Here is a 15,743-nt window from a genome sequence, read left to right on the forward strand (position 1 = left end):
GCTTTATGGCATTATCTCTTGCTTGGGGAATTGATGATTCGATTATCATCAATAACAACAAATATGAACTAAATCTCGAGTTTTCTCGTGTTCTTCGATGGTATGAGATGTGGAAAGATCCGGATTTATCCGAGATGGACAAAGTTCTTTATTCTATTATTTTAATTGTATCAATTCCATGGTCAGATGATCCACCAACAAGCATTGAAAATCTGGTATCAATAATTCCACAAGATGACTTAGTACCGTTATCTAATGCAATTATTAAACGGATTGCGGGCGAGCAAGTGGAAAGTACAACAGTAAAACGTGATTTAAAAGGAAACATTTTAGAAGACGAGGAAAAGAAGTGGTACGAATTCGAACAGGATTCCGGCTACATCTATTCCTCTTTTTTGATGGACTATGGCATGGATCTGATGGAAGAAAGAGAAAAGGGATCACTTCATTGGGATAAGTTCAACCATTTATTAGCTGGGCTATCAGAGAACACCAAATTTAAAAATGTCATCAAGATTCGAATGATGGACTATCCGGAAAAAGCTACACCAAGTGAGATTGAAGAAATTAGAAAAGCGAAGCTTGCTGTGGCTTTAAAGGAAGATCGTTCAAACATTGAATTTGAAATGATGGATCTCAAACAAAAACGTGAATATATGTTGAACCAACAAGAAAAGAGAGGTGAGGTGGAGGATGAATGATGGCTCGGTAATTATTGATGTCGAATTTAATACTGCCAAAGCTCGAAAACAGTATCAGGAATTTGGGAATGAAGCGGCTCAGCAATTAGATAATACAATCGGGAAATCCAAAGCCTTCAACTCACTTTCTGAACAATCAGTAGAATTTGCAAAAAAGGCTAGTTTAAGCATTCTTGCCGTTGGATCTGCAGTTGCTGGTTTTTCAATTAAGTCAGCGGCCGATATGCAAGCGATGGATGCACAGTTTTCTCAAGTTTTTGGAAATTTAGAAAAAAATGCTCAAGGTAGTATTGATTCAATTTCAAAAGAGACGAATATACTTCCTAATCGTTTAAAACCGGCATTTACTTCGATGGCTGCATTTGCCAAAACAACAGGAATGGACACAGCCGATGCATTGGATTTAACGAGTCGAGCAACAAAAGCAGCGGCTGATAGTGCAGCTTTTTACGATAAATCAATCGATGAAGTCTCCGAAAGCTTGCAGTCATACTTAAAAGGTAATTATGAAAATGATGCGGCGCTAGGTATTTCTTCAACGGAAACAACACGAAATGCAGCTGCCAACAAGCTTTATGGCAAGTCATTTAATGATTTATCCGAAGCCCAGAAGCAGTTAACTCTTTTGCAGATGGTCGAAGATGGAAATAAGTTGTCCGGAGCATTAGGTCAAGCAGCACGTGAAGGTGGCGGACTCGAAAATGTTATGGGGAACATGAAGCAAGCTATTACAGATTTAGGCGCTGCTTTTGGTGCTCCTCTACTTCAACCATTTTTGGATATTGTTCAAAAAGTTAGTGGAGCCATGTCCAAACTTGCTCAAGTATTTCGAGAGAACCCGGCACTTGTTTATGTAGTGGTTGGAGCAGTAACAACATTGGCTGCAGCTTTCGGAACAGCTTATCTGGCAGCAAATAAATTCCAAAATTTGAGAAAAATATTCGAAGGTGTTAAAGCTGGATTAGCTATTTTAACAAATCCAGCATTTCTAGTTGTAGCTGCAATTGGAGCTTTAGTTACTGCCTTTGTGTACTTTTATAAAACGAGCGATACGTTTAGATCTAAAGTAGACGGTGTTGTAAAGACTTTAAAAACCTTTATGGCACCTATTGGAGATGTCGTTAAAGGTTTTAAATTACTTGCTCAAGCATTTAAAACGATCGTATTCAACGACTTCAGTGTTAGTGTATCTGATCTTCATGATCAATTTGTCAAACTATTTCCGGAATCATTATGGAAAGGAATGACGACTTTTGCTCAAAGCACTAAAGGAATAGTACAAGGGATTTTAACTTTGGCAAAAGCTTTTAAAGCAATAGCTTTTAATGACTTATCCGTAAGCATAGCAGATTTAAAAGCGGATTTTTTAGAAGTATTTCCTGAAAGTTTATGGAACGGAATGACCAAAATAGCTTCAGGAATCCGTTCCTTAATAACTGGATTTAAGAGTGGTAAAAAATCAATCGATCCTTTTGGAATTGCTCTTAAAGTCTTGAAAGCAGTATTTCTTGGATTATTAGGTCCTATTGGACTATTTATAAAGGCATTTGAATTGATAGCAAAAGCTCTTGGCGGTGGGGATGTTTCAAAAGGAATAGATCAAATAATTAGTGGTTTTGACTCTCTAGCTACTGGACTAGCAGATAATGCGCCGAGAATTGGAAGTTCAGCCGGGAAAGCGATTGAGGGGATTCTAACAGCAATAGCGAGTGCACTTCCAGGCATTATTGCAGGCGGTTTAAGAATAGTAGCTGCAATAGTCTCTGGAATTGCTCAAGGTCTACCTTCAATCGCTTTATCAGCTAGTCAACTAATTCTTGCATTTACTGGCTCAATGATGCTTTTGATTCCGCAAATAGCTTTATCAGCAACAGCGATTATTGTCGCGTTACTTGCATCACTAACCGCTGGATTACCTCAGATTATTGTTGCAGGTGGAGCATTGATTTTGGCTTTATTAGACGGAATCACACAACAGATTCCAGCTTTGATAGAATCTGCTGCTTCATTAATTCTGACATGGATTACTGCATTAACAGCGTATATACCAGATATCATTGTTGCAGGTATGTCATTACTAATTGCTGTTATTAACGGAATAACTCGAAAGCTTCCAGATTTAGTAACGGCTGTAGGAACTTTGATAGTGACATTTTTAAATGCGCTCTCCTCGCAACTGCCTAAAGTTGTTGTTGCAGGAGCAAACCTTATTGTCAAACTACTGAATGGACTAGCTTCAAAAATGCCTGCTTTAGTTTCGGCAGCTTTAAATCTTGTTGTTCAGTTTATTAATGGAATGGCGTCAAAAGCTAGTGCAGTGGTGACAGCTGGTGTTAATTTAATTGTTCAAATCTTACGTGGAATTGCGAATAATATAAATCGCATTGTTGAAGCAGGCATGGATATTGTTGATGCTGCAGTAAGAGGTGTTTTGAGAGCGCAAGATCGTCTTTTCAAAGCAGGGATAACTCTTGTTAATGGACTTGCGAATAATATTCGTAATAATCAGGCAGCTATGAAAGAGGCTGGAGCAAATCTGTTAAGTGCGTTAGTTGGTGCTCTGCCAGGTGGTGCATTGATTAATAACGGTATTGCTTTGGTAAACGGTTTGCTGAGTGGATTGACATCAGGATTTGAATCGGTTAAGAGAACTGTTTCTGGCTGGGCTGATACTATCGCAAGTTTGAAAGGGCCAATCCCTTATGACAAGAAAGTTTTGATTGAAAACGGACTGGCATTAGTAGCTGGCTTGAAAACAGGACTTACAGACGGGTTCTCTGATGTTAAGTCGGATGTTTCTACATGGGCAACTGAACTTCAAAGAGGTATTGAATCTGAATTTGATTCTAATTATTTCAATGATTTAATTGGCAATATTCCAACAGAGATACCAGCGATGAAGGCGTTAATGAGTGGTAGTTTAAAGCCGGAGCAAAATTCAGCTATAATAGCAAATCTAAATAAACCAGTTAATCAAGCGAAAGTTGCTCGTAATTTCGCTGATAGCACTAGCTTTCTAACTAGCTTGACCGATGCAATTGATAAACTTGCTAACAGGCCTGTTGAAGCAAGCTTTAAAATAAGCGAAAGAGAAATAGTAAAAGCCATTGCTCAACCAGTAAACCAAGAAATTTTGCGAATACAGCGTAGGCAGAAACGAAGTCAGGAGGGGATAACTTGATTACAGTAACTTATGCAGGATATGATATTACAAAGTATATGATAGTAACCTCTCTTGATCGGGGATTGCTACCAGGAATCGAATACAACACAAAAAAAGTTGGGCGGTCAGATGGTGAGAAATACGTAGATCGCTCAATTGGTCGTAAAACGATACCAATGGGATTCAAGTTACGTTATGACCTTATAAAAAAGCGGAGAGCGCTTGCCGAGATACTAGCTCAAAAAGATCCAAAGCCATTGATTTTTAGCGATGAGCCAGATAAATGTTGGTATGCAATATCTACAGGAGATATTAGTGTTGCAGAGAATAATTTTCTGGGATCCGGAGAGATTAATTGGATTGTACCAGATGGCGTTTCTTATGATGTTAATCCTCGGATATTTTCTAATATCTCGATTGATAGTGCAGAGAATCAAGTTTTAGATCCGGAATTTCGAAAGAAAGATAAGTATTACAAACAATGGACCGCTCGATTAAATGAAACGAACGGTGCTCATAATATCTTGGGTGCTGATCTAAGTGATACAAACACTATTGCTGATAAAGGTGAAGTAAAGTACAACGGCTTTTATATCATGCAAAATAGCAACAGTACAGCGCGGAATTTATCTGAGCTGAAACAAGGAGACAAGGTTTGGGGACGTGTAGCACTAAGAATAGATAAGGCATTGCAAGGAGATACAAACGGATCAAAAAGTGCGGTTGCGGTGATTCAAGAATTAGATTATGCAGGCGGTAAGGTTCTTGCTTCTCATGAAGCGAAACCTGCCGCTTTAAATTTGGGCAATTTCCAAAATCTAGATATTCATTTTACTATTTCAAATCCAAATACCAAGGCACTAAATCTGATCACCTGTTTAGCATTAGGAAGTGCAGTTTCTTATTCAAAGCCGCAGTTTAACTTAGGGGAAAAGCTCGCAGATTTTGCCGAACCAACCGCTCAATTGGCAGATTATGTTGCTGTGACAAATCACGGAACATATAAAGCTTGGCCAATTCTCAGGGCAACTATGAACGGTGAAAATGGTCTTGTGAGTGTTGTCAATCCAGACGACGGTATTCTGCAATTTGGTAATGCAGAAGAGCTTGATGTGATTGAAGGGCAACGAACAGATAAAGTCATCAGTATTCCAATGAGGAATAATGCTAGTAAATTTGAGTTGAACAGTCCTAAGGCAAAACCGGATTACCCAAACTATGGAGGAAATCCAGATACGCCAAACAAAATCGGTGGGGACGTTGATTGGACAACAAGAGCCGATGTTGTGATGCCAATCTGGCCAGAGAATCATGATGGTGTTTGGGCAGGACCAACCTTATATACTGACATTCCCAAAAATACAAGCAATCTAGATACCGGGAACTTCACATATAGAAGTCGATTTGACTTCGAACCTACTAAGACTACTTCCGGACGTTTGACATTTACTCTGCAGAATAGTTCATTGGGAAGTATTGTTTCTTGTGTTATACGTGATAGTTCAAGAGTCAGAGAAGAGCTTATCGTAGAATTCAGTTGTTTTGATAAAGTTCAGAAACGTTTGACACTTGACCGAAAAGAATGGACTGGTCGCTTCTGGGAGATTCAGATTCAAAGAACGAGTGATACAACCGTGGAATGGAAATTTTCCAAGTGGAAGGCTTTTAGCGGTGAAGGAATTATTGCCTCAAAAGCGGAGGTTTTTTCAGCAACTTTACCTGAAATTTCTGGTGTGGGTATTGATGGACTTTGCACTTGGTTTCAGAAATGGGGCGATGATCCGACTAATGAGCATGCCCTATATATGACATGGACTGATTGTAAATTTTATTGGGATAACGAAACAACGTTTACTAATATACCCAATCTATTTGATGATGGGGATGTTTTGGAAATTGATGTTTTAAATCGCAAGGTATTTTTGAACGGATTTGAAAACTTTAAACTTCATGCATTGGGCAATACCTGGGAACGATTTGCGGTGGAGCCAGGGACAACAACATTTTTACCCGTTGCTAGTAGTTGGGCAAACATTTTTGATTTTGAAGTAGAACTAAGGGGGGCATATATCTAATGGATTTTTACTTTACAGATCGAAAATTTAATTTATTGGGAATCGCCTCTACCAGTTCTGATGCACCAATTTCAATTTTCAATGATCAAGATATTCTTAGTATAAGCGCTGCCTCTCGAACGTTTGAGGGGACGCTTATTTTTTCGGCTAAAGAACGAGATCAAGTCAAATCAATGGCCAACTATGGGAACTATATTTTGTATAAAGATGAAAATGGTCAATCAATTTTTATGACAATCATGGAAATTGAACATGATCCGAAAGTGGGCGAACATTTCATTCGAGCAGAAGATGCAGGAATGGATCTGATCAATGGATTGGTCGATGCATATAGTGCAACCAAAGCGATGACATTTGCAGAATATTTCAAACTGTTTGCCGGAGATACTGGTTTTGAAATTGGTATCAATGAAATCAGTAATCTCAGTCGCACGTTGAAATGGGAGAGTGAGAGTCAAACGATTCTCGCTCGTTTACTCTCGTTAGCTACACAGTTTGATAATGCAGAACTGAGTTTTTCATTTGAAATTACAGGGACACAAGTTGTTAAGCGATTCGTGGATGTTCATAAAAAAAGAGGAGCAGATAAACGAATTACTTTGTATATGGATAAAGATATCAATAATATTGTGACCAAAGCCAATATTTATGATCTATGTACAGCTATTGTGGCAACTGGTGGTACGCCAGAAGGTAAGAATGAACCAATTAATCTAAAAGGGTATAACTACAAAGATCCAAATGGAAGATTCGTGTTAAACAAGACAACTGGTGTTATGCAGGACATGGAGTCAGTGAAGATTTGGAGTCGATTACTATCAAACAATAATCCAAATCCAAATGCCGGACATATCCAACGTGTCAAAACCTACGAAACGACTGATCAAAAAACACTTTGTGATAATGTCATACGTGAACTAGAAAAAGCGAGTCAACCAGCGATCAATTATGAAACTGACATCGCAAATTTACCTGACAACGTAAAGATGGGCGATACGATTTATTTAGTAGACGAGAATGAAAAACTGTTCTTGAGTGCTCGAGTTCTTGAACTTACGAGATGTTATTCTACTAATGAATACAAAGCTACATTAGGAGACTACCTTATTCAAGATGGCGGAGTTAGTCAATCGCTCAAAGAGTTAGCAGATCAATTAAAGCAAGCAACTACTTATGTTTGGATCCGTTATGCCGATGATGAGGAAGGGAATGGAATCAGTGCTTTACCAGCTGGAAAAACCTATATTGCGATTAAGCAAGTACTAGGTGTCCCAACAGCCAGTGACGATCCGGCAGATTATCGGGGGCTCTGGGTAAAATTTGTGGGGGAAGGTGTTCCTGGTCCGCCGGGTGAGAATGGTCAGCCAACATACACATGGCTAAAGTATGCAGATGATTATCAAGGCACTAATATGACCGATGATCCAACCGGAAAATATTATATTGGACTAGCTACAAATAAGCTGACCGCAACTGAATCGAACGATCCTAAAGATTATAAATGGCAACTTGTCAAAGGTGAAGATGGACAAGATGCACATATTTATCAAGCATACTCATGGAGTCAAGAAGGTACCGATCGATTTACACTTCAATACCCCAACGAAAATTTATGGATAAAAAGTACAGAATTTGTTGATAAGCAAGATGGTAAAATAACTAAGGACGGCAAGGTATATGCCCCTTATGGCTATGGTTGGGGATTTAATTATGTACCGTCATTTAAAGCAAATACAAAATATACGGTATCTTGTGAGGTTTACAATCCTAATACTACTATGACAACCGCAAGAATAGGATACTCAACTACGCCCAATCAAATAGGTACTTTAGATTTGCAGCCTGGTCAAATAGGTATAGTAAAGTTACAAATTACAGTGCCACAAGATACGAGCAATACTAATCTATACTTACTAACTAATTCTCCTACAAATCCAAACGTTTACTGGCATTATCCAAAAATTGAAGAGGGTAGCAATCGAACTATATGGACACCAGCACCTAGTGAAGATTTCATCAATGCATATCCTTCCTATGTAGGAACTTACACAACATTTGACGATGTCCAATCAACAAATCCTGCTGATTATACCTGGCAACGAATGCTAGGTTTATCAGGCGAAGATGGGAAGGATGGGGAACAAGGTCCACAAGGTGTACCAGGCCCAAAAGGGGACAACGGTCAAACTTATTACACTTGGTTGAAGTATGCAGATACGCCAACAAGTGGAATGTCTGACAGCCCAACTGGAAAGACCTATATCGGACTTGCATACAACAAAGCAACAGCTACCGAATCGACAAACTATGCTGATTATACCTGGTCATTGATAAAAGGATCAGATGGAGCGCAAGGCCCAAAAGGGGATAATGGACAAACGCTTTATACGTGGATTAAGTATGCTACATCAGCTACCGGCGCAGGAATGTCGGATAGTCCAACAGGCAAGACTTACATTGGATTAGCCTACAACAAAACAACTGCTAATGAAAGCACCAACGCTGCTGATTACTCCTGGTCTTTGATTAAAGGAGATAAAGGTGATACAGGGCCAACTGGACCTCAAGGACCGCAGGGACCAACAGGACCGAAAGGCGATCGTGGCATTATGGGCGTTGCCTATATGCAACCTACTCAGCCTAGCGATACCACAGAAGGAGCCACATGGTTTCAAACTGAATCGTCAACAAGTGATAAAATTATTGGTGTATATACGTATAAAAGCGGATGGCAACAAAAAAAGTATGCTAGTGCAACATTATCAGTTGAATCTTTAGAGGCAATTAGTGCAAATCTAGGTGATATAACAGCGGGTTCAATTGCTGGTGTATCGATCAAAGGGTCGGGAATTTATTCGGATTACGATAGAGCAAATGTTAGTGGTGCAACTGTTTGGACCAAAGGCACACTATCGATGTCTGACGGTAAATTTAGAAACGATTTCAAGGAATACACGAAGTCAAGCGGAGCCGTATCACGTAACGGATTTTCAGAGTTTATTCATGAGGCACTCACCATGGCAAGCTTTAATGGGACGCAAACTACTACAGCTGATAGATATTTGCAGATAACACCATTTAGGATAAACATGATAGATAGCCAGGGTCGAGGTGGGAACCTAACTTTTCAAGATTTATATAGTATAGGAAAAACAGGAATTCCTGCAGCAAGCGGTTGGTCCCAATATTCAACAAGTCCATCGAGCGGCAATTTTCCTAGCGCAACCAGATTAGGACGTATGGTCCAAGTGAGTGGAGCCTTTAAAAATAATAGTACACTACCAAATACAAACAATACTTATGTTGTAGGTGTACTTCCGGTAGGATTTAGACCTCAAGTGCAAGTAAAGTATTTAGGAAAAGGAGCCGGAACGACAATATTCATGGTCACTATTGATACGAATGGTGAAATATCAATTAGCTATCGATTAGGCTGGACGGGAAGTAGCTTCGGATATTTAACAAATAATGCAAATGATATTTTCAATATAGCTGGAGTCTTTTCAGCGGCAGACGTGTAGGAGGCAGACGATGACAGCTAAAGAAAAATATAAAGAATTGTATATCAAGCATGTTATTAAAGAAAAGAGTTCAACCACAGAGGAAATGGATGAGCTCTTTTCTATTGTTTTAGAAGAATTCGATGATGATTCAGAAAAAATGAGCGAATTTATTCAGTCTATTGTAGCTGAAAACACCGAGAGCCAACCCTCAGAGTTAGATTTATTGAGACAAGAAAACGAAGAGTTGAAACAACGGCAGGAAATGGCAGAGGAAGCGCTGCTGACTCTGTCAGATATGTATTTTAGTAGATAAGGAGGATAAAAATGAATTATTCAGCATTAGAAATGTTATACGCAACACATGTCATTGAGGGGAAACGCACCATTGATAGCGTACCAGCTTCCATTCGTAAAAATGTCGCAGAAATTGTGGCCAATGCAAAACAGGAAGAAGAAACAAAATAATCGGATCGGAATTAACAGGAGCGATCGGCTTTCTAGCCGGTTGCTTTTTTAATAAAAGAAAAGGTGGTTAATATGGTGATTATTAATAATGGAATGTTACTGAACGAATTTCGTGGATTGTTAACAAATGGATATATTCAACTTTTTTTGTGGGTTGTAGTAGGTGATATTGTTACAGGTCTGTGTAAAGGGATTTTTGTGAAAGAGGCAAATAGCACAAAAGGGTTGTTAGGAATTGTTAAACACATGTTAGTTGTCTGCTTAGTAATTATTGCTTACCCGTATTTAAAGATTATGAGTCTTGAGACGTTTGCGACTGCATTCGTCTTTTTTTATATCGCAGTCTATGGGATTTCAATTACTGAGAACTTAGGTCAATTAGGTGTACCGATTCCAAATTGGGTCAAAGAAAGATTGTCGAAGTTACAAGATACAAATACTAATCCAAGTGTTAAGAATACTAATTCAGAGAAAGATTATGGCGATGGACAGGAGTTCACAGAAAAGAAGGAGTAGCCCAAAAGGCTGCTCTTTTTAATTTGAAAGGATGATAAACATGAAAAAGACGATCAGTTTAGAAGCGAAAATAATAGGTATCGAAGAAGCTACTGAAAAAGTTGAAAAGTATATGAAGTTAGTAAAAGAAGCCAAAACATTAGCAGAAGAATTGGCTAATACGGAATTTGAGATTGAGGTTAAAGAATTGCTCCAAGTTGAAGGAAACAACAAGGAGCAACAACTAAAATTGGATAGTCTAAGTTATTCTGATTTAAATTTTTCAATATCTCCTAAAGATATTCCATCAATGCTAGAAATTCGTAATGCAAACTCTGGAATGTGAATAGTTTTATTCCCAGAAGTTGAATAAATTATGACATCTTCTAAATAAAGATATACTGGCTCATAGCTCGTTAGCTCATTTTCAGGAATATTCGAATCGAAATATTTTCCTCTAATAGCAACGATATTAGCAGCAGATGTCAAAAAAATCGAGGAATCTTTGGACAATTCTGTTTCATTCAGACGATCATCATCTGGAGAAATTACAGTACCAAGGATTAAGTTGCCATCTACAAGAAACATTGGACGAAAAGTTGTTTCTGATGAAACTGCAACCTTGGAAAGAAGCGAGCTTAACATTTCAGTATATTGATTGTCTTTATACAGCATCTTATACACCTCCTTATCAATTATTTCAGCAAACCACTTGCTGATAAGGAGAGTATATCAAAAATTAGCAATAAAAGGAGAAAATAAAATGAGTATCGAAAATATGATTGCTTGGATGACAAGTAAAGAAGGGCGAGTCGATTACTCTATGATCTATCGGTTGGGCCCAAATAGCTACGATTGTTCATCTGCGGTGTTTTTTGCGATGATAGCAGGCGGATTCTTACCGGCCGGAACAATGGGAAATACAGAAACGCTATTTGCCATGAATGGAACAGTGCTCAAGAAAATTAGTCGTGCAGAAGTGAGAAGAGGGGATATCTTTATCGCTGGAACTCCTGGGGCTTCTCATGGATCAGAAGGGCATACAGGTATTTTCCTAAGTAATAAGAGTTTCATTCACTGTTCGTATTATTGGAATGGAATTCACACAGACAGCCATGATTCATACATGAGTACCCGACTTACACATCATTTCTATCGAATTGTTGCAAGTGGTAGTGCTGATGTAAATACTGACAACAGCGCTCAAATGATTAAATTAGCAATCGATGGCCAATGGGGACCACTCGTCACTCTACGTTTGCAAGAATACTACAACACAACTAGAGATAAAGTGATTAGTCATCAATATAAACAAAAGTACAATCAAAATATCTATTCCGCAGAATTTGATATTACTTTGATCGGATCCGACGTGATCCGTGCAATCCAGATGGGCCTCAAAGCAAGAGGATATTATTCTGGTGTAATTGATGGTCTATGTGGTGAAGCAACGATCAAAGGGATGCAAAAAGCATTAGGAACGACGGTGGACGGTATTATCAGTCCGAAATCCGATATGGTTAGGGCATTGCAGCGAGCATTGAACAACAATAAACTTCCGTGGTAAACAAATAGCCCGCTTCGGCGGGCTTATAAACGAAATATTGAACGTTATTCTTTTCATTTGAATTAAAAATTATTTTATTGTAGACTTTGTAAGGCGATATTAAATCGTCAATGAAGAGTATTAGGCGGGGTAAAACTTGGGGAAGTGGGCCTAATACTCTTATTTCTATATCTTATCATCATTCTTTATTAATGATCATTATTTTTTACTGAAATATATATGAGATTTTATATTTTATGAAGGTGAATTGAACGGAACCTTTATAATTGAATTATCTGAAAATTAAGCATATAATGAACTTGTGTCCGCAAACAATCTTTTTCATTTTCAAAACCTTCTTTACAGGTTCCCACTCTCTTAAGAGAGTGGGTATTTTATTTTTTACTTATGAATTCTTCTAAGTTTTTTTTATGTCCATATTTTATAGCAGCTTCTTTGTCTTTTTCTAAAATAATGGATGTCATATCTATATTATTAACGCTAGCAATAGCAAGTACATAGTGAATGACATCTGCAAGTTCTTTTTCGAGAGAAGTGCTTGAACCGCTTTTTCTTCCGTTTAATTGATTAAAGGCCTCTGCTACTTCACCGATTTCTTCGACAAGTTTCATAAACAATCCTTCTGAAGTAACTACTCCTTTATATTTTTGGTATAGATAGTCTTGCATGTCTTGAATAGTTATGTTTCTCATAGATAACCTCCAAATGATTTATTTTTATTCTATCATTAGTAGTTAATGCATATGTCTGTAAATAATATAAAGAGACCGCTATATCAGGCTTTAAAGAATTCAAATTCAAATCATTTGCAAAAAATAATCTTTTTTAATATGTTTATATTACAACATGCATTTACTCTAAGAAGAGTGCTAGGTGATTAAGAAGATTGGGGAAGACTATCTTAACGTATGCCTAACACTCTTCGTTTTCTATTGTAACATAGTTGTGCTTGAATAGATGCTTACGACGAAATTTCGTCAATATATATATATTCAAGATAGGCTATTGAATTATCAATCGAAATCGATTACACTTTATTTACCTAGAACCTTTCATTTTTATTTCTGTGAACCCACTCTCCCCCGAGAGTGGGTGTTTTTTACTTGTGATTTTTTAAGTTGATATGAATTACTAATAAACCAATAATTAGCTAACAAAATTAGCTAATTCAATTGACGATTGTGAATCATAAATGCTATTATCTAAGTGATATTGATAAAAATTAGTATACATTGTAGATTATTAGCCAATGATTTTTAAAGGAGTGATAAAAATGATATGGTCTAATGATAGAAGAAAAGAACTCATTTCTTGGTTAATGGATAATGGTAAGAAAGAGTTTTATTCTGCTTTGAAAACGCAGAAATTTTTATTTTTCTTTGAGTCTTTTTCTAAAGTTAAAGGTAAGGATTCGGATTTTTCTAGATTAAAAGCTTACAAGAATGGTCCAGTATTTAGCGAAGTATATGGTGATTATAAATATCGTTTTGATGAATTAGTAGATGTTGTATCAGAAATCACTCCAAATTCTATTGATGAAAATCTTGCTAAAAAGGCACACTTTCTAACTAGAATAATGGATAATGTTGAACTTTCTGACTTAACACATCAATTTGATATTTGGAAAGTTCATGAGGATGAAATCCAAAAAAATGTAATGCATATTGAAATGAAGGATTCGGATTTTAGCGAGTCAGATTGTCAATTGGCTAGTGAACTTTATGAGATGTATGACGATAGTATTATTGAAAACTCGGAAGTTTTGGTTATCGGGAATAGGCATTTTCTTCTTTCTAAAAATGATTTCAGAAAACTCAGCGAAGAACAAAAAAACACGTTAGAATTAATTGCGCTTGAAGAGAGCCTTATTAATCCTGTTTATGTGGAAATTGGTTCAGAAGGAGAGTTAATTATTGACTAAGATAAAAGATGTAATTAGAGTTAAAATGCCTTTTCCAAATATAGCAGCAAAGCTGGCAACTCAATCACATATGTATTTGTGCATTCAGGATGGTAAGAATAAAAAGCTTTTGTCATGCCAAACTAAAAAGCCATCGCTACTACACAAAAATAAACCACCTTTTAGTTATGTTGATTGTAAAGCAGATATCACTAAAAATCCATTTTCTAAGGATACCTTAATTGCTTGTGATTATTGCTTTTACTTGAATGATATTCACGTAGATAAAGCCTTGCTTACTACTAGAAGAAGAGATATATGTGATGAAACCTTTTCTGAAGTGCAATCAAAAATTTCTCATCAGTCTTTTTGTCAGAAACCAATTGATGGAACAACTCTAATCTCTCTCAATCCATTACTTTCTAAAATGGCTTAAAAAGACCCTAGCGGAAGCTAAGGTCTTTTTATACTTAATAATTTTTATTTTTGTACAAAAAAGCACAGCGTATTTACACACACTGCGCAAGTGAAACTATGTTTCTACATCGTAATTATTATAGCACATTTAACGTCCTATTTAAAGACTCATATTCAATCATAATCTTCGTCTTACCAATCACCGAATACTTCTTCACAACAAACTGCTTACGATCGTTAAACTCACCAGCAACTACTATCCGCATTCCTTCGTCCACATCTGCCAAGAAGTTCAAACTATGAGCTGCAATCAGACAGCTCGTACCGTCAAGCGAGAAACGCACTAAAGGGTTCCTCGACATTTTCAACACTCGTATCTTAGAAACTACACCTTTCAATGACTTCATGATGATCGCCTCCATATGGTTGTATAAAATATCTAGTATTTGTTTTTCCTAAAGTCATGCCTACATAAAACTCTACGCATCTAGTACCAAATAAACATTCTTGCGACTCAGAAATGCTGTCTGGAAACTCTCCTAGAAACTCGGAGTAGGAGATGTACCCTTGCTCATATTGACTAATTACATTCATGAGAGATCAAACCATTTCAGTTCTCCTTGGAAAAATTCTACATTTCGAATTTCCTCATATTCAACGAGAGTAGAATCAACGTAAATTCCTATTTCATTATGCCCGGAAAGGCGGCCTACAATGTCCGGCATGAATTTGTCATTCTGGGTGTAGTTAAGCTGAACAGCAATCTTTTTATTTTTCAAAATAGCCTCTTGTAGAAATTCTCCAATCTCTTCAATTTCCATTTCTGGTTTAGGCGGATAAGTGTAAGCTCGTTCCTCTTCAACTTTATTTACACTTGTTGTATGTTCCGATAAAAAGAATCCTATCCATTTTAATTTTTTCCGGTCCTCGTAAGGTTTAATCATTCCCATAATTATCACTCCTCACGGAAATTATACGAACGTTTGTTCGTTTTGTAAAGCGAACAACTCTTTAAATTGTAACGTGAGAACGAGTAGAAAAGATGAGAATTTTTGGTGATAGTTTCGGTGATAGCGAAAAGAAAATATCGAAATGATAGAAAAGAAAAATTAGAGGGGAAACGTTGATATAATGGTATTTTTAAAATAGAGAAATACTAGAAAAAGGGTAGAATGTATAAGAAAAACATGTTCGCATTGCTTGGCAAACCAGGCTTTGAAGAGCTTGCAAAAGAATTGAACGAACGTCTATAATTTATCGTTCTAACTAAAAAGAACCAGTCCTCCGATCATTCTTCTGAGGGCTGGTTTTTCATTTACATAAGCGGATGGTTCAGAATAAGGACGCTTATTCATTTAACCATAAAATGACCGTCACAATAGGACATTGATTTGTGGTCTTTAGGAACAGTTAACCAATCAAGGAGTCATCAACGATTTTCCTTTAAACCAATCAAT

At 37.2% G+C, this 15,743-nt stretch carries 15 protein-coding genes; 11 read left to right on the forward strand and 4 right to left on the reverse strand.

The genetic code is table 11. The features are described 5' to 3' along the window. Positions 1-5 precede the first annotated feature (5 nt). The 8 genes from IGJ45_RS05310 (at position 6) to IGJ45_RS05345 (ending at position 10,748) form a co-directional block, all read left to right on the forward strand. The gene (locus tag IGJ45_RS05310; RefSeq protein ID WP_005472069.1) at positions 6-701 is read left to right on the forward strand and encodes a Gp15 family bacteriophage protein; all 696 of its coding nucleotides are present in this window, start codon (positions 6-8) and stop codon (positions 699-701) included. After that, positions 694-3,882 (forward strand): phage tail protein, encoded by a 3,189-nt coding sequence (locus IGJ45_RS05315; RefSeq protein ID WP_423121616.1) that lies wholly within the window; start codon positions 694-696, stop codon positions 3,880-3,882. Before IGJ45_RS05310 ends, IGJ45_RS05315 begins: the two co-directional genes overlap by 8 nt. Further along, positions 3,879-5,939: a distal tail protein Dit gene (locus IGJ45_RS05320; protein WP_438768660.1), complete on the forward strand. Its 2,061-nt coding sequence runs from the start codon at positions 3,879-3,881 to the stop codon at positions 5,937-5,939. The genes IGJ45_RS05315 and IGJ45_RS05320 overlap by 4 nt, the downstream gene beginning before the upstream one ends. Further along, positions 5,939-9,460: a phage tail spike protein gene (locus tag IGJ45_RS05325; RefSeq protein ID WP_409531921.1), complete on the forward strand. Its 3,522-nt coding sequence runs from the start codon at positions 5,939-5,941 to the stop codon at positions 9,458-9,460. The genes IGJ45_RS05320 and IGJ45_RS05325 overlap by 1 nt, the downstream gene beginning before the upstream one ends. Positions 9,461-9,470: 10 nt before the next feature. Then, a complete protein-coding gene (locus IGJ45_RS05330; RefSeq protein ID WP_005472074.1) occupies positions 9,471-9,755 on the forward strand; it encodes a hypothetical protein in 285 nt (94 codons plus the stop codon). Positions 9,756-9,766: 11 nt separating this feature from the next. Continuing rightward, entirely contained in the window at positions 9,767-9,907 is a 141-nt protein-coding gene (locus IGJ45_RS05335) for a CD1375 family protein (RefSeq protein WP_219645566.1), read from the forward strand. 72 nt (positions 9,908-9,979) lie between these two features. Next, a complete protein-coding gene (locus IGJ45_RS05340) occupies positions 9,980-10,423 on the forward strand; it encodes a phage holin family protein (RefSeq protein WP_219645567.1) in 444 nt (147 codons plus the stop codon). A 40-nt stretch (positions 10,424-10,463) separates the two neighbouring features. Then, positions 10,464-10,748 carry a hypothetical protein gene (locus IGJ45_RS05345; RefSeq protein ID WP_219645577.1) on the forward strand — a complete coding sequence of 95 codons (285 nt, stop codon included), beginning with the start codon at positions 10,464-10,466 and terminating at the stop codon, positions 10,746-10,748. On the opposite strand, the gene IGJ45_RS05350 is transcribed toward IGJ45_RS05345, so the two are convergent. Then, positions 10,667-11,077 carry a hypothetical protein gene (locus IGJ45_RS05350; RefSeq protein WP_423121681.1) on the reverse strand — a complete coding sequence of 137 codons (411 nt, stop codon included), beginning with the start codon at positions 11,075-11,077 and terminating at the stop codon, positions 10,667-10,669. The two genes, IGJ45_RS05345 and IGJ45_RS05350, sit on opposite strands and share 82 nt — an antisense overlap. Positions 11,078-11,165: 88 nt before the next feature. Here IGJ45_RS05350 and IGJ45_RS05355 point away from each other — a divergent pair, with 88 nt between their 5' ends. Then, entirely contained in the window at positions 11,166-11,969 is an 804-nt protein-coding gene (locus IGJ45_RS05355) for a peptidoglycan amidohydrolase family protein (RefSeq protein WP_219645569.1), read from the forward strand. A gap of 374 nt (positions 11,970-12,343) precedes the next feature. Here IGJ45_RS05355 and IGJ45_RS05360 read toward each other — a convergent pair whose 3' ends face one another. Next, positions 12,344-12,661, reverse strand: a complete 318-nt coding sequence (locus tag IGJ45_RS05360) for a MazG nucleotide pyrophosphohydrolase domain-containing protein (RefSeq protein WP_219645570.1) — start codon at positions 12,659-12,661, stop codon at positions 12,344-12,346. Positions 12,662-13,242: 581 nt separating this feature from the next. Here IGJ45_RS05360 and IGJ45_RS05365 point away from each other — a divergent pair. Both IGJ45_RS05365 and IGJ45_RS05370 read left to right on the forward strand, forming a co-directional pair. Continuing rightward, positions 13,243-13,890, forward strand: coding sequence for a hypothetical protein (locus IGJ45_RS05365; RefSeq protein WP_208787982.1), 648 nt, complete (start codon positions 13,243-13,245; stop codon positions 13,888-13,890). After that, complete coding sequence (locus IGJ45_RS05370) at positions 13,883-14,305, forward strand: hypothetical protein (RefSeq protein WP_219645571.1); 423 nt, start codon at positions 13,883-13,885, stop codon at positions 14,303-14,305. The genes IGJ45_RS05365 and IGJ45_RS05370 overlap by 8 nt, the downstream gene beginning before the upstream one ends. 118 nt (positions 14,306-14,423) lie before the next feature. Here IGJ45_RS05370 and IGJ45_RS05375 read toward each other — a convergent pair whose 3' ends face one another. Both IGJ45_RS05375 and IGJ45_RS05380 read right to left on the reverse strand, forming a co-directional pair. Beyond that, positions 14,424-14,693: a hypothetical protein gene (locus IGJ45_RS05375; RefSeq protein WP_423121682.1), complete on the reverse strand. Its 270-nt coding sequence runs from the start codon at positions 14,691-14,693 to the stop codon at positions 14,424-14,426. Between the two features lie 183 nt (positions 14,694-14,876). Continuing rightward, positions 14,877-15,236 carry a hypothetical protein gene (locus tag IGJ45_RS05380; RefSeq protein ID WP_131732135.1) on the reverse strand — a complete coding sequence of 120 codons (360 nt, stop codon included), beginning with the start codon at positions 15,234-15,236 and terminating at the stop codon, positions 14,877-14,879. Positions 15,237-15,743: the final 507 nt, after the last annotated feature.

The sequence above is a fragment of the Enterococcus sp. DIV0574 genome, from assembly GCF_051711125.1.
Lineage (GTDB): Bacteria > Bacillota > Bacilli > Lactobacillales > Enterococcaceae > Enterococcus_D > Enterococcus_D gallinarum.